The 22,772-nt window shown below is 67.5% G+C and carries 23 protein-coding genes; 11 read left to right on the forward strand and 12 right to left on the reverse strand.

Annotated elements, in window-relative coordinates:
- Positions 1-36: 36 nt before the first annotated feature.
- Entirely contained in the window at positions 37-1,209 is a 1,173-nt protein-coding gene (locus tag EV560_RS32835) for a hypothetical protein (protein ID WP_131860065.1), read from the forward strand.
- A gap of 22 nt (positions 1,210-1,231) precedes the next feature.
- Here EV560_RS32835 and EV560_RS32840 read toward each other — a convergent pair whose 3' ends face one another.
- Entirely contained in the window at positions 1,232-2,278 is a 1,047-nt protein-coding gene (locus EV560_RS32840) for a cysteine synthase A (RefSeq protein WP_131860066.1), read from the reverse strand.
- Between the two features lie 126 nt (positions 2,279-2,404).
- Between EV560_RS32840 and EV560_RS32845 the strand changes: the two genes are divergently transcribed.
- Together EV560_RS32845 and EV560_RS32850 are read left to right on the forward strand one after the other, a co-directional pair.
- Positions 2,405-3,640: a class I SAM-dependent RNA methyltransferase gene (locus EV560_RS32845; RefSeq protein ID WP_131860067.1), complete on the forward strand. Its 1,236-nt coding sequence runs from the start codon at positions 2,405-2,407 to the stop codon at positions 3,638-3,640.
- Positions 3,641-3,719: 79 nt separating this feature from the next.
- The gene (locus tag EV560_RS32850) at positions 3,720-5,126 is read left to right on the forward strand and encodes an FAD-binding oxidoreductase (RefSeq protein ID WP_131860068.1); all 1,407 of its coding nucleotides are present in this window, start codon (positions 3,720-3,722) and stop codon (positions 5,124-5,126) included.
- A 105-nt stretch (positions 5,127-5,231) separates the two neighbouring features.
- Here the strand turns inward: EV560_RS32850 and EV560_RS32855 are convergent, their stop codons facing one another.
- Together EV560_RS32855 and EV560_RS32860 are read right to left on the reverse strand one after the other, a co-directional pair.
- Positions 5,232-6,839, reverse strand: coding sequence for a gamma-glutamyltransferase family protein (locus EV560_RS32855; RefSeq protein ID WP_131860069.1), 1,608 nt, complete (start codon positions 6,837-6,839; stop codon positions 5,232-5,234).
- 59 nt (positions 6,840-6,898) lie between these two features.
- On the reverse strand, positions 6,899-7,672 hold the full coding sequence (locus EV560_RS32860; protein WP_248312325.1) for an SOS response-associated peptidase: 774 nt from the start codon (positions 7,670-7,672) through the stop codon (positions 6,899-6,901).
- Between the two features lie 87 nt (positions 7,673-7,759).
- On the opposite strand from EV560_RS32860, the gene EV560_RS32865 reads away from it, so the two are divergent.
- The gene (locus EV560_RS32865; protein ID WP_131860070.1) at positions 7,760-8,242 is read left to right on the forward strand and encodes a hypothetical protein; all 483 of its coding nucleotides are present in this window, start codon (positions 7,760-7,762) and stop codon (positions 8,240-8,242) included.
- Between the two features lie 162 nt (positions 8,243-8,404).
- On the opposite strand, the gene EV560_RS32870 is transcribed toward EV560_RS32865, so the two are convergent.
- Positions 8,405-9,130 (reverse strand): TlyA family RNA methyltransferase, encoded by a 726-nt coding sequence (locus tag EV560_RS32870; protein ID WP_131860071.1) that lies wholly within the window; start codon positions 9,128-9,130, stop codon positions 8,405-8,407.
- Between the two features lie 118 nt (positions 9,131-9,248).
- Positions 9,249-11,159: a 1-deoxy-D-xylulose-5-phosphate synthase gene (gene dxs / locus EV560_RS32875; RefSeq protein ID WP_131860116.1), complete on the reverse strand. Its 1,911-nt coding sequence runs from the start codon at positions 11,157-11,159 to the stop codon at positions 9,249-9,251.
- A gap of 164 nt (positions 11,160-11,323) precedes the next feature.
- On the opposite strand from dxs, the gene EV560_RS32880 reads away from it, so the two are divergent.
- Entirely contained in the window at positions 11,324-12,547 is a 1,224-nt protein-coding gene (locus tag EV560_RS32880) for an MFS transporter (RefSeq protein WP_165923752.1), read from the forward strand.
- On the opposite strand, the gene EV560_RS32885 is transcribed toward EV560_RS32880, so the two are convergent.
- Complete coding sequence (locus EV560_RS32885; protein ID WP_131860073.1) at positions 12,525-13,445, reverse strand: pirin family protein; 921 nt, start codon at positions 13,443-13,445, stop codon at positions 12,525-12,527. The two genes, EV560_RS32880 and EV560_RS32885, sit on opposite strands and share 23 nt — an antisense overlap.
- Before the next feature lie 130 nt (positions 13,446-13,575).
- Between EV560_RS32885 and EV560_RS32890 the strand changes: the two genes are divergently transcribed.
- Both EV560_RS32890 and EV560_RS32895 read left to right on the forward strand, forming a co-directional pair.
- Entirely contained in the window at positions 13,576-14,244 is a 669-nt protein-coding gene (locus EV560_RS32890) for a GntR family transcriptional regulator (RefSeq protein ID WP_131860074.1), read from the forward strand.
- 198 nt (positions 14,245-14,442) lie between these two features.
- Positions 14,443-15,036, forward strand: a complete 594-nt coding sequence (locus EV560_RS32895) for a biotin transporter BioY (protein ID WP_131860075.1) — start codon at positions 14,443-14,445, stop codon at positions 15,034-15,036.
- On the opposite strand, the gene EV560_RS32900 is transcribed toward EV560_RS32895, so the two are convergent.
- Positions 15,002-15,577: an NAD(P)H-dependent oxidoreductase gene (locus EV560_RS32900; RefSeq protein WP_131860076.1), complete on the reverse strand. Its 576-nt coding sequence runs from the start codon at positions 15,575-15,577 to the stop codon at positions 15,002-15,004. The two genes, EV560_RS32895 and EV560_RS32900, sit on opposite strands and share 35 nt — an antisense overlap.
- 85 nt (positions 15,578-15,662) lie before the next feature.
- On the opposite strand from EV560_RS32900, the gene EV560_RS32905 reads away from it, so the two are divergent.
- Positions 15,663-16,571 (forward strand): LysR family transcriptional regulator, encoded by a 909-nt coding sequence (locus tag EV560_RS32905; protein ID WP_131860077.1) that lies wholly within the window; start codon positions 15,663-15,665, stop codon positions 16,569-16,571.
- 15 nt (positions 16,572-16,586) lie between these two features.
- Here EV560_RS32905 and EV560_RS32910 read toward each other — a convergent pair whose 3' ends face one another.
- The 3 genes from EV560_RS32910 to EV560_RS32920 form a co-directional block, all read right to left on the reverse strand.
- Positions 16,587-16,844 carry an exodeoxyribonuclease VII small subunit gene (locus EV560_RS32910; RefSeq protein WP_131860078.1) on the reverse strand — a complete coding sequence of 86 codons (258 nt, stop codon included), beginning with the start codon at positions 16,842-16,844 and terminating at the stop codon, positions 16,587-16,589.
- A 69-nt stretch (positions 16,845-16,913) separates the two neighbouring features.
- On the reverse strand, positions 16,914-17,351 hold the full coding sequence (locus tag EV560_RS32915; RefSeq protein WP_131860079.1) for a hypothetical protein: 438 nt from the start codon (positions 17,349-17,351) through the stop codon (positions 16,914-16,916).
- Between the two features lie 34 nt (positions 17,352-17,385).
- On the reverse strand, positions 17,386-17,850 hold the full coding sequence (locus tag EV560_RS32920; protein ID WP_207908173.1) for an Lrp/AsnC family transcriptional regulator: 465 nt from the start codon (positions 17,848-17,850) through the stop codon (positions 17,386-17,388).
- A gap of 259 nt (positions 17,851-18,109) precedes the next feature.
- On the opposite strand from EV560_RS32920, the gene EV560_RS32925 reads away from it, so the two are divergent.
- Both EV560_RS32925 and EV560_RS32930 read left to right on the forward strand, forming a co-directional pair.
- Positions 18,110-19,660: an ABC transporter substrate-binding protein gene (locus tag EV560_RS32925; RefSeq protein ID WP_131860080.1), complete on the forward strand. Its 1,551-nt coding sequence runs from the start codon at positions 18,110-18,112 to the stop codon at positions 19,658-19,660.
- The gene (locus EV560_RS32930; protein WP_131860081.1) at positions 19,657-20,508 is read left to right on the forward strand and encodes a metallophosphoesterase family protein; all 852 of its coding nucleotides are present in this window, start codon (positions 19,657-19,659) and stop codon (positions 20,506-20,508) included. Before EV560_RS32925 ends, EV560_RS32930 begins: the two co-directional genes overlap by 4 nt.
- A 32-nt stretch (positions 20,509-20,540) precedes the next feature.
- On the opposite strand, the gene EV560_RS32935 is transcribed toward EV560_RS32930, so the two are convergent.
- Together EV560_RS32935 and EV560_RS32940 are read right to left on the reverse strand one after the other, a co-directional pair.
- Positions 20,541-21,524 (reverse strand): NUDIX hydrolase, encoded by a 984-nt coding sequence (locus EV560_RS32935; protein ID WP_131860082.1) that lies wholly within the window; start codon positions 21,522-21,524, stop codon positions 20,541-20,543.
- A gap of 34 nt (positions 21,525-21,558) precedes the next feature.
- Entirely contained in the window at positions 21,559-22,071 is a 513-nt protein-coding gene (locus EV560_RS32940; RefSeq protein ID WP_131860083.1) for a tyrosine phosphatase family protein, read from the reverse strand.
- Between the two features lie 122 nt (positions 22,072-22,193).
- Here EV560_RS32940 and EV560_RS32945 point away from each other — a divergent pair, with 122 nt between their 5' ends.
- Complete coding sequence (locus EV560_RS32945) at positions 22,194-22,754, forward strand: thioesterase family protein (protein ID WP_131860084.1); 561 nt, start codon at positions 22,194-22,196, stop codon at positions 22,752-22,754.
- Positions 22,755-22,772: the final 18 nt, after the last annotated feature.

Raw genomic sequence — 22,772 nt, forward strand, 5'->3', positions numbered from 1 at the left:
GAATCGAGCAGCCTATCGTTTCCGCGAGGTCGTGCCATGCGCCTTGTCCTGACAACGACTGCCGTTCTTCTTGTCGCAGCCGTCCCGGCCTATGCTGATGATCGCGACGAATGTCTCGCCGGTATCGGGCGCCTGCGCAGCGCCGCCGCGCGCTCCACCCCCACCCGGCGAGGCGACCGTCAACGCACGCTCCGCCGGGCTGAACGCGAGGCCCGCGAGCGCCAGTTCCGCGACTGTGTGGACATCCTCAAGGTCGGCGCCGGCGAAGCTGAAGAGGGCCGCAGGGACGAGGGTGACGTCGACGAGGGGCCCGAAACCGAGGACATGTTCGGCTTCACGCAGGGCACCAGCATCCTGGACAAGGGCAAGTTCGAGATATCCGGGGGCGCGGAAGCTGCATTCGGCAGGCGCTTCGGCCGCTATCGGGCCGGGGCGCTGGGCAGCACCTTCGCATTCGCGCCGGTCGACGGGCTCAGCATCGAGTTCGGCGCGATCGGCACCGGCTTTTCGATCCGTGACGTCCCGGGGCTGGACAATCGGCGCGGCAGCGGTTTCGGCGGCTTCTCGACCGAGCTGAAATGGCGAGCCGTCAAGCGCGGCGCCGGCTCGCCCGTTGGCCTGACCTTCATCGTCGAGCCCGAGCTGAGTTTTCTGGACGCCGATAGTGGCGAGCGCGGCCGGGGCATGGGTCTCGGCGCGCGCATCGCCCTCGATGCCGAGCTCGTGCCCGGGACGCTGTTCGGCGGATTGAACCTGATCTACGAACTGGAGAAATTCCGCCCGCGGGGCCATGCCCTGTTCAATGGCGAGGCCGAGCCGCTGGAGGGCGTTCCGACCGGTCCCTGCCTGCCGGACGCCGACGAGGACAGTCTGGAGACATGTGTCGCATCGGCACGCCGCCTTGCGGCCGAGCGTACCTCACGCGTGGGAGTGTCGGGCGCGCTGGCGGTCCAGATCAACCGGAACGTCTTCGTCGGCGGCGAAATCCGCTATTTGCGGTCCTATGCCGGGCTCGGACTGAACAGTTTCGAGGGGCACGCCGTCTTCGTCGGCCCGACCCTTTACGCCAGGCTCAGCGAGAACCTGTCGATCTCCGCGGCCTTCTCGACGCAGATCGCGGGAAAATCGCAAGCCGCTCCGGGGCGGTCACTCGATCTCGACAACTTCTCCCGCCATCAGGCCAAGTTGAAGATTTCCTACGAGTTCTGACACGCGTTGCCGGCGCAGTCCTTCACGCCATCACCCGCGTCATCACATCCTTCATCGCAGCGCCGTCGCGCACCAGCCACTCGGGAACCGGCAGGTTCTTCGAGCGCAGGAAGTCCGGGTTGAACAGCTTCGACTGATAGCGCGTGCCGTAATCGGCGAGGATGGTCACGATCGTGTGGCCAGGCCCCATCTCCTTCGCCAGCCGGATCGCGCCGGCGACATTGATGCCCGACGAGCCGCCGAGGCAGAGGCCCTCATGCTCCAGGAGGTCGAAGCAGAGCGGAATCGCTTCTTCGTCCGGAATCTGGAAGGAGACGTCGATCGGCGCGCCCTCGATATTCCTGGTGATGCGGCCCTGGCCGATGCCCTCGGTGATCGAGGAGCCCTCCGCCTTGAGCACGCCCGTGGTGTAGAAGGAATGCAGCGCCGCGCCCATCGGATCGGCGAGCGCGATCCTGATCTTCGGGTTGAAGCCCTTCAGCGCCATCGCGACGCCGGCGAGCGTGCCGCCGGTGCCGACCGCGCAGGTGAAGCCGTCGACCTTGCCCTCGGTCTGCTGCCAGATCTCCGGGCCGGTCGTCTCGATATGGCCCTGCCGGTTGGCGGTATTGTCGAACTGGTTGGCCCAGATCGCGCCATTCGGCTCGCTCTTGGCCAGTTCCTCGGCGAGGCGGCCGGAGACCTTCACGTAGTTGTTGGGGTTGACGTAGCCGACGGCCGGCACCTCGACCAGGGTCGCGCCGGCGAGCCGCAGCATGTCCTTCTTTTCCTGGCTCTGCGTCTCCGGGATCACGATCACCGAGCGGTAGCCCAGCGCATTGCCGACCAGCGCGATGCCGATACCGGTATTGCCGGCCGTACCCTCGACGACGACGCCGCCCGGCTTGAGCAGGCCTTTCTTCTCCGCGTCGCGGATGATGAACAGCGCGGCGCGGTCCTTGACCGACTGGCCGGGATTCATGAATTCGGCCTTGCCCAGGATGGTGCAGCCCGTCGCCTCGGAGGCGCGCTTCAGCTTGATCAGGGGCGTGTTGCCGATGGCCTCAATGACGCTGGGGCGAATGGTCATGTCGAAATTTCCCTGTTTCGTCCCGACCTGATAGGCGAAAGCTCGCAATAGGTCACCAGCAAGGCACGCATGCCCCTCGCCAAGAATACTCTCGCCAAGAATACACTGGCCAAGAATACTCTGGCCATGAACGAAACCCTCACCATCGCCCGGCTCGGCCAGCGCGGCGATGGCATTGCCGAGACGCCGCAGGGCCAGGTCTTCGTGCCCTATGCGCTGCCGGGCGAGACCGTGCGCGCCGTGCGCGACGGCGAGCGGGCGCAACTGGTCGAGATCATCGCGCCGTCCGAATCGCGCATCGCCGCGATCTGCCCGCTCTTCACCCGCTGCGGCGGCTGCGCGGCGCAGCATATGGCGCCGGAATTCTACCGGGATTGGAAGCGCCAGCAGGTCGTGACCGCGCTGGCGCGCGCCGGAATCGAGGCGCCTGTCGCCGAACTCGTCGATGCGCATGGCGCGGGTCGCCGCCGCGTCACCTTCCATGCCCGGCGCGAGGATGCCGGCATGATCGTCGGCTTCATGGCGGCGCGCAGCCATGATCTCATCGCCGTCGATACCTGCCCGGTTCTGGCCCCCGGTCTCGAACGGGCGCCGGCTGTGGCGCAGATGCTGGCCAACCGGCTCGCCAGCTCCAACAAGCCGCTCGATATCCAGGTCACCGCGTCCGAGGCCGGGCTCGATGTCGATATCCGCGGCCATGGCCCGGCCGGCGACAAGCTGCGCATCGCATTGACGCAGGTGGCCGAGCGGCTCGATCTGGCGCGGCTCGCCATGCATGGCGAGACCATCGTCGAGCGCCGCCCGCCGCTGCAGCGCATGGGCAAGGCCTATGTCGCGCCGGGGCCCGGCGGCTTCCTGCAGGCGACGGCGGAGGGCGAGGAGCGCCTCGCCGCGCTGGTCTGCGCCGCCATACCCAAGGCCAAGCGTGTCGCCGATCTTTTTGCCGGCTGCGGTCCGTTCAGCTTCCGGCTGGCCGAGCGCTGCCAGGTTCACGCCGTCGAGGGCGAGAAGGCGGCGATCCAGTCGCTGCTCAAGGCGGCTGGCGCGACCCAAGGCCTGAAGCCGATCACGGCCGAGCAGCGCGATCTGTTCCGCCGGCCTCTGCTGGAGCACGAAGTGAACGGCTTCGACGCCGTCGTGCTCGATCCGCCGCGCGCCGGCGCGGAGGCGCAGGTGAAGCGCATTGCCGCCTCGAAGCTTGCGGCGGTGGTCTATGTCTCCTGCGACGCCGGCTCCTTCGCCCGCGACGCGGCGCTTCTGATCGCTGGCGGATATGCGCTGGAAGGCGTCACGCCGGTCGATCAGTTCCGCTATTCCGCCCATATCGAGCTGGTCGGCGTCTTCAGGCGTGCCAGACGATGACCAGGAAAAGTGGGTACCGGTTTTCCGTCCGGTCATCGACGAGCAAGACCACCAGGAAGAATTGACTGCCGGAGGCATTATGAGCGCCGATATCCTCGACCGTATCGCCGGAATCATCGGCGCGAAGAACATCGTCACCGATGCCGACGACATGGTGCCCTACTTGAAGGAATGGCGCGATCTCTTCCGCGGCAAGGCGCGCGCCGTGCTGCGCCCGGGCTCGACCGAGGAGGTCGCGGCGCTCGTCAAGCTCGCGGCCGAGACCGGCACGCCGCTGGTGCCGCAGGGCGGCAATACCGGCCTCGTCGGCGGCCAGATCCCGGTGGCCGAGGGCCGTGAGCTGATCCTGTCGCTGCAGCGCCTCGACAAGATCCGCTCCGTCGATACCGATGGCGACACGATGATCGTCGAGGCCGGCCTCACGCTCCAGCGCGCGCAGGAAGCGGCCGAGGCGGCCGGGCGCCTGTTCCCGCTCTCGCTCGCCTCGGAGGGCACCTGCACGATCGGCGGCAATCTCGCGACCAATGCCGGCGGCACTGCAGTGATCGCCTATGGCAATGCCCGCGAGCTTTGCCTTGGGCTTGAGGTCGTGCTGGCCGATGGCCGGATCTGGAACGGGCTGCGCCAGCTGCGCAAGGACAATACCGGCTACGATCTCAAGGACCTGTTCATCGGCGCCGAAGGCACGCTCGGCATCATCACCGCCGCGGTCTTGAAACTCTTCCCGCTGCCGGCGGCGCGCGCCACCGCCTTCCTCGCCCTGCCGGGGCCGGAGGAGGCGCTTGCGCTGCTCAATGCCGCCAAGGCGAGCGCCGGCGGCACGCTCACCACGTTCGAGCTGATGCCGCGCGTCGGCCTGGAATTCGTGCTGCGCCATGCGCCCGGCACGCGCGACCCGCTCTCAGAGCCCTCGCCCTGGTACGTGCTGATGGAGGTCTCGGCGCAGTCGGCCTCGGGGCTGGACGATGCCGTCGAGGCCTTCCTGGGCGATGCGCTGGAGAAGGGGCTGATCACCGACGCGGCGCTCGCCGGCTCGCTGGAGCAGCGCGGCGCCTTCTGGAAGCTGCGCGAGATGCTCTCCGAGGTGCAGCGCTTCGAGGGCGGCTCGATCAAGCACGACATCTCGGTGCCGGTGCATGCCACGCCGGAATTCCTGGCGCGCGCCATCGCCAAGGTCGAGGAGATGGTGCCCGGCTGCCGGCCGGTGGCCTTCGGCCATCTCGGCGACGGCAACATCCATTTCAACGTCAGCCAGCCGATCGGCGCCGACAAGGAGGCCTTCATCGCCCGCTGGGACGAGATCAACCACGAGGTCCACGCCATCGTCGCCGACATGCACGGCTCGATCTCGGCCGAGCACGGCATCGGCCGGCTGAAGCGCTATTTGCTGCCGGGCGTGAAGGATCCGGTCGAGCTCGACCTGATGCGCACGCTCAAGGCGACGCTCGACCCCAAGGGCATCCTGAACCCTGGGGCCGTGCTCTAACGCATCGGTCCGAAAAGTGGATTGCGGTTTTCGGGAAAAGCCGATGCGAAAACAAGGAGCTGGGTCATCGGACCGGATACGATATCCGGTCCGATGCGCTAACGCTCACGGCGTCGCGACATAACCGTCGCGGCGTGGATCGGCCGCGCCGGTCAGGCGGCCCGTAGCCGGGTCGACCGCGACGGCCTGCATGCCGCCGACGCGCATGGTCCAGCCGGCATCGAACGGCTTGATCTCATGGCCGAGTTGCTGGAGCTGCGCGATCGTCTCCGGCGCGATCCGGTTCTCGACCTCGATCGCACGTCCGTCCCAGAGCCGGGCGCGGGGCGCCTCGATCGCCTGCTGCAGCGGCAGGCCGAAATCGAGATGCTGCACCATGGCCTGCGCCTGCGTCTGCATGATGCCGTAGCTGCCGGGCGTTCCCAGCGCCAGCACCGGCGTGCCGTCCAATGTCGAGAGGCTGGGCGTCATGCACATCGGCAGTTCGCTGCCGGGCTGGGAGCGGTTCGGGCTGCCGGATTGGACATCGGCCCAATACAGGAAGTTGTTGAGCGTGAGGCCCGTGCCGGGCACGACGACGCCGCTGCCGAACGGGCTGCCGATGCTCTGCGTCACGCAGATCAGGTTGCCCTCGCGATCGGCGATCGAGAACGAGGTCGTATGCGCCGGGTCTTCGCCGGCAGGCGCTTGCGGCATCCACTGCTCGGTCGGCGCTTCGATCGGCCGGCTGTCGCGCAAGCGGGCCCGCAGCTTTTCGACCGAGGCGTCCGACAGGAGCTCGCCGAGCTTGTCCGGGTCGGGATTGTTATGGGCGATACGGATGCCGGCCGCGAGCCGGATGGCGCGATAGACGATATCGAGATGCTCGGCACCGTTCGGCTCCAGCTTGCCGAGATCGAAGCCCTCGAGAATGCGCAGCGTCAGCAGGAACTGGAAACCCTCGCAGGGCGGCGGCGGCACATGCACGCGCCGGCCGCGATAGCTGATCGCCAGCGGCTCGCGCCAGACCGGCGCGACCCTGGCGAGATCGGCCATGGCGAGCGTGCCGCCCATCGCCCTGAGATGCGCCGTGATCGTCTCGCCGAGCGCGCCGCGATAGAGATAGTCGGGCCCCTTGGCGGCGATCTCCCTGAGCGTGCCGGCGAGATCGGGCTGGCGCAGGATATGCCCGAGCGCGATGCGCTCCTCGTGTCCGGGCAGGTAGTTGCTCGCCCAATGCCCGTAGAGATCGGGCCGCTCGCGCAGCAGCGGAATCTGTTCGTTGAACTCCGTGATGCCGAACTCGGCGACCGGAAAGCCGTCCTGCGCGAGAGCTATGGCCGGCGCGAAGATCGCCTCCAGCGAGGCCTTGCCATAGCTGCGGTTGAGCTCGCACCAGCCGGCGAGATTGCCGGGCGGGGCGACGGAAAGTGCGCCGCGCTCGAGATCAGAACGTTGGCTGAAGCGCTCCAGCGGAAAGCTTTCGGGCACGCGCGGCACGAAATCGAGCACGCGCACGCGCTTCTCGGCCGCGACCCACATGATCGCGAAGCCCATGCCGCACAGGCTCGACATGAACGGCTCGACCACGTTCAGCGCCGCGGCGGTCGCCGCAGCGGCGTCGAAGGCGTTGCCGCCATTGGCCAGCAGGCGCGCGCCGGCCTGCGCCGCCAGCGGATGCGCCGCGGCGACCATGCCGTGGAGGGAACTGATCGTCGGGCGGCGGCCATGCATCGGCTTATCCTTCGGCGGCTTCGGGCCGGGGGAGAGTAAGCGCAGCAAGGCCCTCGCCGCTAGAACAGGCTGCCCTGACTATCGTCGCTGCCGCCCCGCCGCGAACGCATGGCTGGCGCCCTGGCAGGACCAGGCCTTGCCTCGGCTTTCGCCGGATCGAACGGCTCCTGCACCTCGGGCCCGTCATTGGCGACCTTGTTCACCGCCGGGCTGACCGCGAGCATGTCCAGGAAATCGTCGGGCGGCGGCTTCATCAGCGAGCGGATGGCGCCGGGCGTCGCGGCCGGATCGAGCCAGGCATCGTACTGTGCCGGGTCGAGAATGACCGGGCAGCGATGGTGGACCGCCGCCATCAGGCCATTGGCCGGGCTGGTCACCATCGCGACCGTGTCGATCTCCGAGCCGTCCTGCGAATGCCAGGTTTCCCATAGCGCCGCGAAGGCGAAGAGGCCGCGATCCGGCCTGCGGAAGAGATAGGGCTGGTTCTCCTTGCCGGAGCGTTGCCACTCGTAGAAGCCGTCGACCGGCATCAGGCAGCGCCGGCGCGTCAGCGCGGCACGAAAGGACGGTTTCTCGCTGGCGCTCTCGCTGCGGATATTGATCACCAGCGGAAAATCCCTGGCGTCCTTGACCCAGCCGGGGATGAACCCCCAGCGCATCAGGATGAATTGCCGCGCGCCCTCGTGAAGCCGGACCACAGGCACTGGTTGCGTCGGCGCGATATTGTAGCGCGGCGGAAAATTCGGCTGCTCGAGATAGTCGAGCGCCTCACGCATTGCTTGTGGGGGCAGGGTGATGGCGAAGCGTCCGCACATGGCGGCAGGATGTGCCAATGCTCCGCATCAAGATCAACACTTTATTGGGGTTTCCAAGACCATAGTCCCGGCGTCTCTGAGGCTTCCCGATGACCGTGCTCCGCGATGAAAGCGCCCGCTATGGCCGCGGATGAATGGTCTGCTGCCGAAACGCCGCAACTCTCGACCGATTATCTCAACCGTTACGGCGAAGCCCTGATGCTGCTCGAGTTGGCGGCGATGGATTCCGAGGTCGTCGCCGAGCTCAGGACCTGGCGGGCGGTCGATTACCGCGAGCATTTCCGCCTGTCGCAGCTGCGCTGCTCGGAGGCCGCGCTGGCGGCCTATGAGGCGCTCGCACCGGGCAATCGGCGCTCCTTCGAGGATATCTGCCAGGCGATGAACCGGCTCGTCGCCACGGTGACGGCATTGCTGGACGATGACGAGTACCGCGACGATATTCCGGCCATTATCGAGGTCGCGAGCGCCTCGCTGCGCAGCCTGATCAGCCGCGCGACGCAGTTCATCAACGCCAATGGCCGCATCGACATGTCCGAATGCGCGCCGCGCCGCCTCCAGGACGATATCGACGCGGCTTTCGTGCACTAGAAGCATTTTCGAGCGAAGTGGATGCCGGTTCGCGTGAAGAAAATGCGTCAAAACAAATAGATAGAGCATTTTCGAGCGAAGTGGATGCGGGTTCGCGTGAAGAAAATGCGTCAAAACAAATAGATAGAGAATTTTCGCGATTAGGGGAAACGCCGAAGCTCCTTAACGCCTCTGCCCTCCAAGCAGGAACTCGCGATTGCCGTCACCGCCGGCAACCGGCGAGGGGATCGGCCCGCTCACCCGGAAGCCGAGTTCTGCCATCGTCGCTGCAATCTCGGCGCAGACGCGCTCATGGATGGCTTCATCGCGGACCACGCCCTTCTTGAGTGCGGCGCGCCCGGCCTCGAATTGCGGCTTGACCAGCGCGGCGATGCAGGCCCCTGGCGCAAGCAGCGTCGCGGCGGCGGGCAGGACGAGCTTCAGCGAGATGAAGCTGACATCGATCACGGCCAGGGCCGGGGCCTCCGCCATCGAATCGGCTGGCAGAGCCCGGATGTCCTGAGCCTCCAGGCTGGTGACGCGCGGGTCGGCGCGAAGGCTGGCGTGAAGCTGCTCGCGCCCGACATCGACAGCATAGACATGGGCCGCGCCGCGCTTCAGCAGCACATCTGTGAAGCCGCCGGTCGAGGCGCCGATATCGATGCAGATCTTGCCCGTGGGGTCGAAGCCGAAGGCGTCGAGCGCCGCCGCGAGCTTCAGGCCGCCGCGCGAGACGTAAGGGTGCGGCGCTTCCGCCGTGATCTCGGCATCATCGGCGAGCATCTCCGATGCCTTGCGAACGGCTGCGCCATTGGCCGTGACGAGCCCGGCCGCGATCGCGGCCTGGGCCCGCGCCCGGCTCTCGAACAGGCCACGTTCGACGAGGAGCTGGTCGGCCCGGCTCTTCATAGAGCATTTCCGCGTTTCTCCGAATTGCGAAAATTCTCTATCCCTTTGTCTTGACGCATTTTCTTCACGCGAACCGGTGTCCACTTCGCTCGAAAATGCTCCAGGGGGCGAGGGCGGGTCAGGCCCGCTTGGCCGCAGCCGCAGCGCCGAGCGCGCCTTCGACCGAGCGCACGATGCCGGCGGCATCGAGCCCGGCGGCGGCATACATCGCCTCGGGCTTGTCATGGTCCTGGTAGAGATCGGGCAGGGTCAGCGTGCGGATCTTCAGCCCGCTATCGAGCATGCCGGTCCGTGCCAGCAGATGCAGGACCTGGCTGCCGAAGCCGCCGATCGAGCCTTCCTCGACGGTGACCAGAACCTCGTGCTCGCGTGCGAGACGCAGGATCAGCGCCTCGTCGAGCGGCTTGGCGAAGCGGGCATCGGCGACGGTGGTCGAGAGGCCGCGCTGGCCGAGCAACTCCGCCGCCGCGAGGCATTCCGCCAGCCGCGTGCCGAGCGAGAGCAATGCGACCCGCGTGCCCTCGCGCACGATCCGGCCCTTGCCGATCGCGAGCGGCACGCCGTGCTGCGGCAGCTCGACGCCGACACCCTCGCCACGCGGATAGCGGAAGGCGATTGGCCCCTCGTCATAGGCGGCCGCGGTCGCGACCATATGGGTCAACTCGGCCTCATCGGCCGCGGCCATCACCACCATGTCCGGCAGGCAGGCGAGATAGGCGATGTCATAGGCGCCGGCATGGGTCGCGCCATCGGCGCCGACCAGCCCGGCCCGGTCGAGCGCGAAGCGCACCGGCAGCTTCTGCAGGGCGACGTCATGGACGACCTGGTCATAGGCGCGCTGCAGGAAGGTCGAATAGATCGCGCAGAACGGCTTGAAGCCCTCGGTCGCCAGGCCGGCGGCGAAGGTTACCGCATGCTGCTCGGCGATGCCGACATCGAAGGTCCGGCTCGGGAATTCCTTGCCGAATGCGTCGAGCCCGGTGCCCGAGGGCATCGCGGCGGTGATCGCCACGATCTTCTCGTCCTCGCGTGCCGCCTTAATCAGCGCATTGCCGAAGACGCTGGTATAGCTCGGCGCGTTTGCCGGCGCCTTGGCCTGCTGGCCGGTGACCGGATCGAATTTGACGACGCCATGGTACTTGTCGGCGCTGGCCTCGGCCGGGCCGTAGCCCTTGCCCTTCTGCGTCACGACGTGGACGAGGATCGGCCCCTGCTCGGCGTCGCGGACATTGCGCAGCACTGGCAGAAGATGGTCGAGATTATGCCCGTCGATCGGCCCGACATAGTAGAAGCCGAGCTCCTCGAACAGCGTCCCGCCGGTCCAGAAGCCGCGCGCGAATTCCTCGGTGCGGCGCGCCTTGTCCTTGAAGAAGCGCGGCAGGTGGTCGGCCAGATGCTTGGCGATCTCGCGCAGCGAGCGGTAGGTCCGGCCCGAGACGAGCCTGGCGAGATAGGCCGACATCGCGCCGGTCGGCGGCGCGATCGACATGTCATTGTCGTTGAGGATGACGATCAGGCGCGAGTCGAGCGCGCCCGCATTGTTCATCGCCTCATAGGCCATGCCGGCCGACATCGCGCCGTCGCCGATCACCGCGACCACGTTGTTGGCCTTGCCGGCGAGGTCGCGCGCGACCGCCATGCCGAGCCCGGCCGAGATCGAGGTCGAGGAATGGGCGGCGCCGAACGGATCGTATTGGCTCTCGCTGCGCTTGGTGAAGCCCGAGAGCCCGCCCGGCTGGCGCAGCGTACGGATGCGCTCGCGCCGTTCGGTCAGGATCTTGTGCGGATAGGCCTGGTGGCCGACATCCCAGATCAGCCGGTCGCGCGGCGTGTCGAAGACATGGTGCAGCGCCACGGTGAGCTCGACCACGCCGAGGCCGGCGCCGAGATGGCCGCCGGTGACGGAGACCGCGTCGATCGTCTCGGCCCTGAGCTCGTCGGCGAGCTGGCGCAGTTGCGCATCGTCGAGCCGGCGCAGATCCGCCGGGGTCGAAACCTGATCGAGGAGAGGGGTGACGGGGCGGGGCACGATCTCGGCAACGCGTTTCATCAAGCTGCTCAACCTCGAATAAAGCCTGCGGAGGGCGCTGGCAAACCGTAGTGATGTCGCATGGTTACGAGGCAGGAATCGGGTGGGGCCGTGCAGGAACTCATGAGACCGTCCGGGCAAGCTCGGAAACACGGATCAAGATCATGCCCTCGCCACAGGTTTTTGCGCTGCTTCTGACCGGAATCATCGCGCAATTCGCCGATAAGCTCGCACTCGACACGATCACGCTCGCCGCCACGCAGGCCGGCGCGACGCCCCGTTTCGTCGGGCTCCTGGTCGCCGCGCAATCGGCCGCCTGGCTGCTGGTCTCGCTGCCGGCCGGCGTGCTGGCCGACCGGATCGCGCCGCGCTCGCTGATTCTCGCCGGCGGCGGCCTGATGGTGGCGGGGTCGCTGGCGGGTACTGTTCTGCTGGCCTCCGGCCATATCGGCTGGGCGCTGGCGCTCTCGACCTTCGTCGCGGCGACAGGGCCGGTCGTGGTGGCGCTCTCGATCTTCGTGCTGCTGCCGCGCCTCGTGCCGGTCGCCGAGCTGCCGCGCGCCAATGGCCGGCTCGAACTCGGCCGCGCCTGCCTGAGCCTCGCCTCGCCGCTGATCGCCGGCTGGGCCGTGGCGCGTGGCGCGGGCTCGCTCGGGCTCGGCATCTGCGCCGCCGCCGGCCTGTTCCTGCTCGTCAATGCCTTGCGCCTGCCGGCCGAGCGCCCCGCCGCGCCGCCGCGCCAGAAGCTGCACCGCGCCATCGCCGAGGGTGGCGCCTTCGTCATCAGCCATCCCTATCTCAGGCCGATCGCGCTTTGCGCCATTGGCTGGAACCTTGCCTTCTTCGCCTTCATGGCGCTGTTCGCGCCCTATGCCGCGCGCATCCTGCTGCTCAATCCGGAGACGATCGGTCTGGCCTCCTCGGTCTATGGCGCCGGCCTCGTCCTCGGCGCGCTCTGCGGGCCGACCCTGATCGCACGGCTGCCGACCGGTGTGCTGCTCGTCTTCGGCCCGGCCTCGTCGCTGCTCGGCGCGGGGCTGCTGGCGCTCGCTCCTGCCGGGCTCGGCGCCCAGGCCCTGGCCGTCGCCTTCTTCCTGTTCGGCTTCGGCCCGATCCTCTGGTTCATCACCCAGACCAGCCTGCGCCAGGCGGTGACGCCGCAGGCCCTGCTCGGCCGCGTCAGCGCGACGCTGACCACCGCGATGTATGGCATGCGCCCGCTTGGCGCCCTGGCGGGCGGCCTCGCCGGCGAATCGCTCGGGCTGCAGGCCGCGATCTGGCTGCCCGTCACGCTTTTCGCGCTCTCGACCCTGGCGATTCTGGCCTCGCCGATGCCGGGTTTGCAGGCGATGCCGGGAGGAGAACTCACCCCTCAGGCAGCGGAATGAACTCGCTCTCGTCGCCGGGCACGGTGTCGAAGCGGCCGGATTTCCACTCGGCCTTGGCCTGGTCGATGCGCTCCTTCGAGGAGGAGACGAAGTTCCACCAGATATGGCGCGGGCCGTCCATCGGCTCGCCGCCGATCAGCATCAGCCGGCTCTGGTCGATGGCGAGGATCGAGATCCGATCGCCGGGCTTGAACACCAGGAGTTGCCCGGAGCCGAACTCGTCGCCGGCAATGTCGACCTTGCCCGAGACGATATAGATGGCGCGCTCGTCATAGTCGGGATCGAAGGGCAGGATCGAGCCGGGCGAGAGCACGGCCTCGGCATAGAGCGTCTCCCACGGGAATTTCACCGGCGAGCTCTCGCCATAGGCCGAGCCCATGATCAGGCTGATGCGCTTGCCCTCGCCGACGATGCGCGGCAGCTCCGGCGCGGCGTGGTGGACGAATTCCGGCGCGACCTCCTCATGCGTCGTCGGCAAGGCGAGCCAGGTCTGGATGCCGTAGAGCTTCGGCGCCTTCAGCCGCTCCTCCGGCGCCGTGCGCTCGGAATGGACGATGCCGCGCCCGGCCGTCATCAGGTTGACCGCGCCGGGCCGGATCGGCAGCGCCGTGCCGAGCGAGTCGCGATGCATGATCTCGCCGTCGAAGAGATAGGTCACGGTCGAGAGCCCGATATGCGGATGCGGGCGCACGTCGATGCCCTCGCCGAGCAGGAACTCGGCCGGCCCCATCTGGTCGAAGAAGATGAAGGGGCCGACCATCTTTCGGCCGATCGAGGGCAGGGCGCGCCTCACCGAGAAGCCGCCGAGGTCGCGGGCACGCGGCACGATCACCTGCTCGATCGCCTGGCAGGACCGGGCATCGCCCGGGATCGGATCATGGTCTGGCAACTGGGACATGGGGCACTCCTGGCAGGATGGCCGGAGCCTGAACGCAAGCGCACGCCCGGGCAAGCCTCGCCTGTGCCGCAGCCGGTTTCGAGCGGTTCAAATGCTCGACAGCTGAGGTGGCTGAAATTATCTATAAAATATGGCCAAAGAGAAAACCGATACGCTCGCGATCCGCATCAGCCGTGTCCTGGCCGAGCGCATCATCTCCGGGGCGCTCGAACCTGGCGCGCGGCTGCGCCAGGACCATGTCGCGGCCGAGTTCGGTGCGAGCCATGTTCCGGTGCGCGAGGCCTTCCAGCGCCTGGAGGCGCAGGGGCTCGCGATCAGCGAGCCGCGCCGTGGCGTCCGCGTCGCCGCTTTCGACCTGCGCGAGGTCCGCGAGGTGGCCGAGATGCGGGCCGCGCTGGAGGCGCTGGCGCTGCGCCAGGCCGCGCCGCATCTGACCCGGGCCATTCTCGATCAGGCCGAGGATGCGACGCGCGCCAGCGAGAAGGCCCGCGATGTCGGCGCCTGGGAGGAGGCGAATCGCCGCTTCCACCGGCTGCTTCTGGCGCCTTGCGCCATGCCGCGCCTGCTCGCCGCGATCGACGATCTGCACGCGGCCAGCGCCAGATTCCTGTTCTCGGCCTGGCGGGCGGAATGGGAGGCGCCGACCGAGCACGACCACCGCGCGATCCTGGCGGCGCTGCGCGAAGGCCAGACCGAGGCGGCGGTCACGATCCTGGCCCGCCATGTCCAGCGCATCGGCCGCCGGCCCGTCACCTCCGCAACCGGTACCACCCGCGAGGCCTTCGCGATCGTCGGCTAGAGTATTTTCGAGCGAAATGGACACCGGTTCGCGTGAAGAAAGTACGTCAAAACAAAGGGATAGAGCATTTTCGCGATTCGGTGAAACGCGGAAATGCTCTGAGGGCCGTCTCCGCTTCCTCTTGCAATTCCCGCCATTCTGTGGAGTCGATTGTAGATCGCGTGATAGAATTATCTATAATTTGCGATGGAGATCGATATGACTGAAATCAGCTATGCTTCGCCCCGTCCGGGATTCAGCCCGCTTGCCCTCGACAGCCGCTCGCTGCCGGTGCGGCTGGCGGCGGTGCTGCTCGGAACCCTCGTTCTGGCACTGGCCTCGCGGATCAGCGTGCCGATGGTGCCGGTTCCGGTGACCATGCAGACCTTGGCTGTGACACTGATCGGCGCCTTCTACGGCTGGCGCCTGGGTGCTCTCACCATCATCGCCTGGTTGATCGAAGGCGCGGCCGGACTGCCGGTCCTCTCGAACGGCGCCGCCGGTCTGGCGCATTTTGCCGGGCCGACCGGTGGCTATCTCTTCGCCTTCCCCATCGTCGCAGCCATGGTCGGCTGGCTGGCGGAGCGCGGCTGGAACGGCCGCAACCTGCCATTGGCCTTCGCGGCGATGCTGCTCGGCAATGCGCTCTGCCTGGTGATCGGCGCCGCCTGGCTGGCGACTCTGATCGGGTTCGAGCGGGCGCTGCTGGCCGGCGTCGCGCCCTTCCTGCTCGGCGGCCTGCTGAAATCGGCGCTCGGCGCGGCGATCCTCAGGGCCTTCACGCGTCAGAAGGCGCAGGCTCCGACCGCCTGACAGCCTGCGAGCCCATGCCTGCGAGCCGGCGGGCATAGTGCTCGCCGGCTACCTGCAGGGCTTCCGCATCGGCCTTGTGCGCGGCGTAGATCAGGAACGGCTCCTGCCAGACCAGCCCGCAGCGATATGCGGTCGCCTCCAGCGGCCGCAGCAATTCGCGCAGCGGGAAGCGGTTCTGGCCGGCGGGCGTATACGCCTCCGGGACATTGCCGGCCGAGGCCGCGATCATCAGCGGTCTGCCTTCGATCAGCCGGCCCTCGCTCTCGTAGGCAACGTAGAACATCCGCGTCAGCACCGCATCCTGCCAGCCCTTGAGCAGCGGCGGCGTCGAATACCATTGCACCGGGAATTGCAGCACGATCCGGTCCGCGGCGATCAACCGCGCGACCTCGGCATCGGTGTCGATGGCGCCATCGGGATAGAGCGCCTGCATGTCGACGATTGTGACGCCGGGCTGGCCGGCGGCCGCCTCGCTGAGAGCGCGGTTGGCGCGCGAGCGCTCATAGGCCGGGTGGAAGAGCAGGATCAGGGTATTCGTCATGGCGACCTCCTTTGCGATGGACAAAGGGTGCGGCCGCCCTGGAAATTATTCCAATGGATGATCGATATATCGTATTATCCATCCTATGAATTTGCGATCCGTCGATCTCAACCTGCTCGTCGTGCTCGACGCCCTGCTCGACGAGGCTCATGTCTCGCGCGCGGCGGAGCGGGTCGGGCTGTCGCAGCCGGCGGCGTCGAGCGCCCTCGAGCGTTGCCGGCACCTTTTCGGCGATCGCTTGCTGGAGCGCGGCCGCGGCACCATGCTGCTCACGCCGAAGGCGCAATCCTTGCAGGAGCCGATCAAGGATCTGCTGGCGCAGATGACGGCGCTGATCGATCCGCCGGCACCGGATCTGTCGACGCTGCATCAGACCGTTCGCATGGTGACGGCCGACCTCCCGCCGGCGCTGCTGGCCGGCGAACTCCATGCGCAATTGGCGCAGGCTGCCCCGGGCATCACGCTGGCGCTGCTGCCCTGGCATGGCGCCGCGGAGGCGCTCGAAGCCCTTGCGCGCGGCAATGCCGATCTCGCCGTCTCGGTCTTTCCCACCGTCGAGAAGGACTTCATTCGCAAGGAGCTGTTGCAGGAGCGCTATGTCGTGGCGATGCGCAGGGGGCACCCTGCTGCCGAGAGCTTCGATCTCGAGCGCTGGCTCGCCTATCGCCATATCCTGATTTCAGGGCGCGGAGAGACTTTTGGCGCGCTGGACGAGGCGCTCGCCGCGCTCGGCCGGTCACGGCGCATCGGGCTCGTGGTGCCAAGCTTCCTGCTGGTTCCGCCGCTCCTGCTCGGCTCCGACCTGATCGCGCTGCTGCCGAGCCGGACGCTGCCACCGGAGGCTGGCGAGCATTTCGTCACCTTCGAGCCACCGATTCCGGTTGCGGGCTTTCCGCTGCATGTGGCCTGGCACAGGCGCAACGACCGCGATCCGGCGGTCCAATATGTTGCGCGGCTGGTCGAGACGGTGCTCGGGACCGCTATCAGCGCTTGAAGCGGCCGGGCGGGCCTACCTGTCGACGTCGAGCGGGGCCGTTCCGGCCGGCTTGCCGTCGGCGCCGAGCGTGATCTTCTCGATACGCGCCTCGGCCTGCTTCAGCAGGGCGTCGCAGCGCGCCTTCAGGGCCTCGCCGCGGGTGTAGATATCGATCGATTCCTCGAGCGGCACGTCGCCGCGCTCGAGCCGGGCGACGATCGCTTCGAGCTGCTTCAACGCCTCCTCGAAAGGGAGGGCGGCGATATCGGTATTGGTCTTGGTGTCGGTCAAGGTCGGCGATTCCCGTTGGGGGCTCGTTATCGGCGCTCAGTGCGCCTGGGGCAAGCCGGGGGCTGTTCATCAGGAATAAAACGCGTGCCTGATTAGTGAACCGAGCTGGCCAGGCGTCGCAAGGTCGACTGGCACTGGCGGGTAGCTGTCGTCGCCGCCGAAGCCTCCATATTTGGGATCACGCTTGAGTCGAGAAAACGCGACACCGGACTTAACTCTCACGATGTCATAAGCGGCACAATCTCTATACATCGCTTTCCAAGAACGGATGCGAAGGGCTCGAAACACCTGCCGAATCGCTTCGGTCGTCTCCTCTTCATCAGCCGTTCGAGCTGGTTCTTCGTCGAGCATGCGCCGCGTGAAGGCTTCAAGGCCCTCCAGATCGTCGATGATTGTTGCAATCGGCAACCGGAAGGTTGGGAGGCCCCTGGCGCCGACCGCAATAGGTTTGAGGACATGCCTTCCGTCCTTCAGGTACCCGTTCACCTTCCAGACCTTATAGGTCATCGTCGTCTCGGTCCCTTGGATCGATGGTCTGCGCTCACACCGGCAGCGCCGAGGTCTTCTTGATCGTCCGCAGCGTCAGCGTCGACTGCACGCGCGTGACGCCCGGCAATTGCGTGATGATGTCGGTGTGGATGCGTTCGAAATCGGCGCTGTCGCGGTAGATCACCCGCATCAGATAGTCATGCGCGCCGGCGAGCAGGTGGCATTCGAGGATCTCGGGCAGGCTCTGCACCGCCTGCTCGAAGCTCTCCAGCGAGGCGCGGCCCTGCTGGTCGAGCGTGACGAAGACGAAGGCCGTTCCGGGAAAACCGGCGATCTTGTCGTCGAGCATCATCGCATAGCCGCGGATCAGCCCGCTTTCCTCGAGCTGCCGCACCCGGCGCAGGCAGGCGGATGGCGAGAGGTGCACCTTCTCGGCGAGGTCGGAATTGGTGATGCGCCCGTCGGTCTGCAGGATGCGCAGGATCGTGCGGTCGCGGGAATCGAGCTCGATGGTCATGGCCTCTGGCGCCTGAACGAAGTTTGGCGATGGATCGTCGCAAATTTGGCCGAGCGCAAGCAATTTTCTGCGTCAAACGCGCGCGGTCGCGCTGATATGCGTGCCAACCGCCCTTGCGTCTGCACAAAATCACCGCGCCTCGCGTCCGGCTCGGGCTGAGAAGCCGGATTCGGTCGATCACATCCGGGAACCGCTTGCAGGGCGTCATGCCCCTGTAACGGCCGGGGATCATGGAACGCTCCCGGAAGGAGCGCCCGCCATGCTCACCCGCCGAAACCTTCTTGCTACCGGCATCGCCGCGCCCGCCCTGTTGCCGCGGCTGGCGCGGGCGCAAAGCGACACTCGCCCCGTTCTGCGCATCGCCGTGCAGGCCCTGCCGCCGACGCTCGAGCCGTTCGAAGCGATCTCCAATGTCGGCCTGCGGACCACCTACAATGTCTTCGACACGCTCTGGCGTCGCGACTTCAATCGCGAGGCGGCCGAGGGCGGCCAGCACCTGCTGCCGCATCTCGCGACCTCGCTCAGGCAGCGCGACCCGTTGACCTGGGAGGCCAGGCTCCGCGACGGCGTGCGCATGCATGATGGCAGCGTGCTCTCGGCCGAGGACGTGCTCTCGACCTTCTCGCCGGAGCGCATGTACGGCAAGCAGGTGCAGCACCATGAGGGCCGGGTCAATTTCGGCCATCTCACTGCGGTCGAGGCCGAGGGGCGCGATACCGTCCTGTTCAGGACCGCGACGCCCGACGTGGTCATGCCGCAGCGCCTCGCCGCCTATGGCGGCTGGATCCATTCGGCGAAGTTCTACAACGAGCATGGGCTCGCCGGCATGCGCCAGCGACCGGTCGGCAGCGGCCCCTATCGCATCGCTTCCTTCCAGCGCGACCAGCGCGTCGTGCTCGAAAGCCATGACGAGTATTGGATGGGCCGCCCGGCCGCGCGCCAGATCGTCCTCATCGTCGTGCCCGAGGCTTCCAGCCGCCTCGCCGGATTGCAGGCGGGCGATTTCGACCTCGTCACCAACCTGCTTCCCGAACAGGCCGAGACGCTCAAGGGCAGCACGACGCTCGAAGGCGTCGATGTCGTGCTCGATCTCGCCCATATCCTCTATTACGACACCCGGAACCCGGTGGTGGCGGATGCGCGCGTCCGGCGTGGGCTCAACCACGCCGTCGATATGGAGACGATCGGCAAGGCGCTCTGGGGGCCGACATTCCAGCGCATGGCCGCGCTGCAGACGCCGGCTTTTGGCGAATATTACGACGCCGGCCGTCGCGGCCAGGTCTACGATCCCGATCTCGCGCGCAAGCTGCTGAACGAAGGCGGCTACAAGGGCGAGGAGATCGTGATCCGGATCACGCCCGGCTACTACCTGCAGATGGACCTCGCCGTGCAGGTGATCCAGCAGATGTGGGAAGCGGTCGGCGTCAAAAGCCGGCTCGAGACCATGGAGAACATCGCCCAGCTGGTTCGCCCGGGCGCCGATGTCAGGCCGATTTCGGTCTCCTTCCGCTTTCCCGACCCGCTCGGCGGCGGGCTGATGGTCAACCTGTCGAAGGATTACTCGACGCAGAAAAGCGGCTTCTGGCAGCCCGTGACGTTCAACGCGATCAGCGATGAGCTCCGGCTCGCGACCGAACCGGCCGAGCGCAAGCGGCTCTGGCTCGCCCTGCTCGACGAGTTCGAGGCGGAGGCCCCGGCGCTGATCCTCTATCAGGCGCGCGAGTACTTCGCGAAGCGCCGCAATGTGAGGTGGAGCCACTACCCGCTCTACTACATGGATTTCCGCCCCTTCAACCTGAGCTTCGCATGACCCGCGTCGTCGTCCTCTCCGACCTGCACCTCTCCCCGACCCACGGCTTCTTCTGGCCGAACTGGCTGCTCGCTCGCGACGCCGCCAGCCGGCTCGACGCCGCCTGCACCATCGTCAACGGCGATCTCTGCATCGACGGACCCGACAGCGATGCCGAGATGGACTTCGCCGCCAGGGCGCTGGCCACATTGCCGGGCACGGTGCTGCCGCTCCCCGGCAATCACGATATCGGCGACGAGCCGCCGGGCCAGGACCCGAACCAGCTCGTCGACGAGGCGCGCCTCGCCCGCTGGGACAAGGCCATCGGGCCCGACCGCTGGCGCTTCCGCTTCGACGGCTGGACCCTGCTCGGCGTCAACGCCCAGCTCTTCGGCTCCGGCCTCGCCCGCGAGACCGAGCAGAACGACTGGCTCGACGCCATGCTCGCCGATGCCAAGGGCGATCGCGTCGGGCTCGTCATGCACAAGCCGCTCTTCGTCGAGAGCCCTGACGAGGCGCTGCCGAGCCCGGCCTCGCTCTGCCCGGCGCCGCGCGGCGAGCTGGTGCAGCGCTTCTGCCGCGCCGATATCCGGCTGGTCATCAGCGGCCATCTGCACAAGTATCGCGACCGCCCCATCGATGGCTTGCGCCATCTCTGGGTGCCCTCGACCGCCTTTGCGGGCGAGCGCGGGCTGGAGGGCGATGCGCGCTGTGGCTTCGCCGTGCTCGACTTCGACGGCGACCATGTCGGCGTCGAGATCATCCGGCCCGAAGGGCTGATCTCACACAACCTGGCCGCCATCAAGCAGGACGGCCGCTACCGTTTCCTGCGCGAGATGCCGGCCTGCCCGCCGGAGCTCGCCGCCTGAGGCTGCGCGATTTGGAAGAACGCGGACGTGCTCTACACTGCGCCCATCGTGCGGCCGCCGACGCGCAGGCCGGGCGCGGGCCGCTCGGCAATGACCTCGCGCCGGTAGCGGAAGAGCGCTGCCGGGCGCCCGGCGGTCCGGGTCATGGTCCCGGTCGGCTCGACCAGCGCGGCGCTCTCGACCAGCCGCCGGAAATTCTGCTTGTGGACATGCCGGCCCGAGATCGCCTCGACGGTGTTCTGCAGTGCGGTCAGCGTGAAGGCGTCCGGCATCAGCTCGAACACGACCGGCCGGTATTTCAGCTTGGCGCGCAGCCGGCCGATCGCGGTTGCCAGGATGCGGCGATGGTCGAAGCGCATCGCCTGGCCGAGTGCGGGCGCATGGTCGAGCGCCTCCGGCCTCCGGTCGCGCAGCGCCTCATAGGCGAGCCCGGCATCGTAGAGCAGTTCGTAGCGCTCCAGCGTCTTCTCCTCGTCCCAGGGCGCGCCGCCGACGCCGAAGCAGGTCGCGAGGCGCTGCTGGCGCGAGAGCGCGCGCCGGTCCTGCTCCGCCTGCTCCGCCGCCTTGTCCTGCGCCCATTCCGAGAGCAGCGGCAGGAGCACCGCATCGAGCACGGCAGGGCGCCCCGCGCGCCAATCCTCCCAGGGGAAGAAGCTGTACCAGGGGCGGAAGGCGGCATGGGCCGCGAGCGTCGGCGCCCGCGTCAGCGCAAGATAGCCGACCGAGACGACATGTGGCCCGGTAACGCGGATTTCCGCCTGCCGGCCGCGATCGCCGAACGTGTAGAGCTGCTCGACATACCCGAGCGAAAGCGCCGTCTGTTCGGCCACCCAGGCGCGCAGGCCGATCTCGAAGGTGCGGTGCTTCAGCGGGTCGAACGGGCCGTAGGGCAGCCCGGGCGTGGCGTCGCCATCATCGGTCTCGGCCGTGAGGATATGCGGCTGGCCGCCGCTGAAGGCGACGATGGCGGCGGCGAGGCCGATCTCGATGGCGGGGGGAGTCGTGGTGCGCGGCATGGCGCCGGCACGATGCCGCAAGCAGGCGCCGGCCTCAATCGAGATCGACGCGGAAGGGCGTGCACTCGAACGCATCGGCGCCACGGCCGATGCTCTCGATCGCCTGCTTCATGCGCCCGCCGCGCCGGAGGATCTGGTCGGCGATCGCGACGAGCCGGGCATTCGGCGTCGCCGAGGGCGAGGCGCCGCGCAGGGCCAGCGCGATCTCGGCCTCGTCACGGTCCGGCCGCAGGGCGCAGGCGGTGATATAGGCGGCGGCCGTGGAACGGCTGATGCCGGCCCAGCAATGGATCACGATCGGCGCGGCGCAATCCCACTCCCTGACGAAGCGCAGCAGGCGGTCGACATGCTCCTCGCCGGGCAGGATATGCCCGTCCATCGGCGCCACGATATCGGACATGCCGATGAAGAGATGCCGCTCGGCGCTGATGCCCAGCGGCCGCTCGACCACGGTGTTGGCGTTGATCAGCGTCACGACATGGCTCGCGCGCACGGCAGCCACGGTTTCATGCAGCTTCGACAGGGATGAGACATGGAGCGTGGGCATGGGCTGTCCCCGTTGATCGGCAAGGCCGGCTTAAGCCGGGTTAGAGCGCGAGTCGATGTCGATGATATGGCCAAGCGCGCGCACATGTTTACAAGTGAACCATCCCCCGTGCGGAGGCCCTCATGAATCTCTGGTTCCGCCTGCTTTGGCTGCTCGTGACGACGCCATTCCGGCCACGGCTCGTGCCGCCTTTCGGGTGCTCCCTGCTGCCGTTCCGGGTCTGGTTCCACGATCTCGACACCAGCCTGCACATGAATAATGGCCGCTACTGGAGCCTGATGGATCTTGGCCGCACCGATCTGATGTTGCGCAGCGGCCTCTGGCGCACCGTGCTGCGCGAGGGCTGGGTGCCGGTGGTCAATGCCGGCATGATCCGCTTCCGGCGCGAGCTCAGGCTGTTCCGCGCCTTCGAAATCGAGACCGCGATCTTGTGCTGGACCGAGAACTGGCTGGTAATGCAGCACCGTGTCATCAGCCGCGGCCGCGATGGGGCCGAGATCGTCGCGGCCGTCGCACTGGTGCGCGCCGCGCTCTACGACCGCAAGGCCAAGAGCTATGTCCCGGTCGCGCGCATCATGAGCGAGCTGGGCACGGACGCCGAGAGCCCGCCGCACACGCCGGAGGTCGCAGCCTTCCTCGCCGCTGAGGAGACGATGAGGCAGGCGGGGGCGGCGGAGCGCTGAACGTCGTCATTGCGAGGA

The organism is Allobosea sp. BK604 (genome assembly GCF_004341515.1).
Lineage (GTDB): Bacteria > Pseudomonadota > Alphaproteobacteria > Rhizobiales > Beijerinckiaceae > Allobosea.

What these genes read in the sequence shown, in the direction of transcription:
- EV560_RS32870 (WP_131860071.1), bottom strand. Translation starts at nt 9,130, where the DNA reads ATGAAGAGCCGGGCCGACCAGCTCCTCGTCGAACGTGGCCTGTTCGAG.
- EV560_RS32845 (WP_131860067.1), top strand. Translation starts at nt 2,405, where the DNA reads ATGAACGAAACCCTCACCATCGCCCGGCTCGGCCAGCGCGGCGATGGC.
- EV560_RS32930 (WP_131860081.1), top strand. Translation starts at nt 19,657, where the DNA reads ATGACCCGCGTCGTCGTCCTCTCCGACCTGCACCTCTCCCCGACCCAC.
- EV560_RS32885 (WP_131860073.1), bottom strand. Translation starts at nt 13,445, where the DNA reads ATGTCCCAGTTGCCAGACCATGATCCGATCCCGGGCGATGCCCGGTCC.
- EV560_RS32850 (WP_131860068.1), top strand. Translation starts at nt 3,720, where the DNA reads ATGAGCGCCGATATCCTCGACCGTATCGCCGGAATCATCGGCGCGAAG.
- EV560_RS32855 (WP_131860069.1), bottom strand. Translation starts at nt 6,839, where the DNA reads ATGCATGGCCGCCGCCCGACGATCAGTTCCCTCCACGGCATGGTCGCC.
- EV560_RS32900 (WP_131860076.1), bottom strand. Translation starts at nt 15,577, where the DNA reads ATGACGAATACCCTGATCCTGCTCTTCCACCCGGCCTATGAGCGCTCG.
- EV560_RS32880 (WP_165923752.1), top strand. Translation starts at nt 11,324, where the DNA reads ATGCCCTCGCCACAGGTTTTTGCGCTGCTTCTGACCGGAATCATCGCG.
- EV560_RS32865 (WP_131860070.1), top strand. Translation starts at nt 7,760, where the DNA reads ATGAAAGCGCCCGCTATGGCCGCGGATGAATGGTCTGCTGCCGAAACG.
- EV560_RS32905 (WP_131860077.1), top strand. Translation starts at nt 15,663, where the DNA reads ATGAATTTGCGATCCGTCGATCTCAACCTGCTCGTCGTGCTCGACGCC.
- EV560_RS32920 (WP_207908173.1), bottom strand. Translation starts at nt 17,850, where the DNA reads ATGACCATCGAGCTCGATTCCCGCGACCGCACGATCCTGCGCATCCTG.
- EV560_RS32840 (WP_131860066.1), bottom strand. Translation starts at nt 2,278, where the DNA reads ATGACCATTCGCCCCAGCGTCATTGAGGCCATCGGCAACACGCCCCTG.
- EV560_RS32890 (WP_131860074.1), top strand. Translation starts at nt 13,576, where the DNA reads ATGGCCAAAGAGAAAACCGATACGCTCGCGATCCGCATCAGCCGTGTC.
- EV560_RS32935 (WP_131860082.1), bottom strand. Translation starts at nt 21,524, where the DNA reads ATGCCGCGCACCACGACTCCCCCCGCCATCGAGATCGGCCTCGCCGCC.
- EV560_RS32945 (WP_131860084.1), top strand. Translation starts at nt 22,194, where the DNA reads ATGAATCTCTGGTTCCGCCTGCTTTGGCTGCTCGTGACGACGCCATTC.
- EV560_RS32940 (WP_131860083.1), bottom strand. Translation starts at nt 22,071, where the DNA reads ATGCCCACGCTCCATGTCTCATCCCTGTCGAAGCTGCATGAAACCGTG.
- EV560_RS32915 (WP_131860079.1), bottom strand. Translation starts at nt 17,351, where the DNA reads ATGACCTATAAGGTCTGGAAGGTGAACGGGTACCTGAAGGACGGAAGG.
- EV560_RS32925 (WP_131860080.1), top strand. Translation starts at nt 18,110, where the DNA reads ATGCTCACCCGCCGAAACCTTCTTGCTACCGGCATCGCCGCGCCCGCC.
- EV560_RS32835 (WP_131860065.1), top strand. Translation starts at nt 37, where the DNA reads ATGCGCCTTGTCCTGACAACGACTGCCGTTCTTCTTGTCGCAGCCGTC.
- EV560_RS32895 (WP_131860075.1), top strand. Translation starts at nt 14,443, where the DNA reads ATGACTGAAATCAGCTATGCTTCGCCCCGTCCGGGATTCAGCCCGCTT.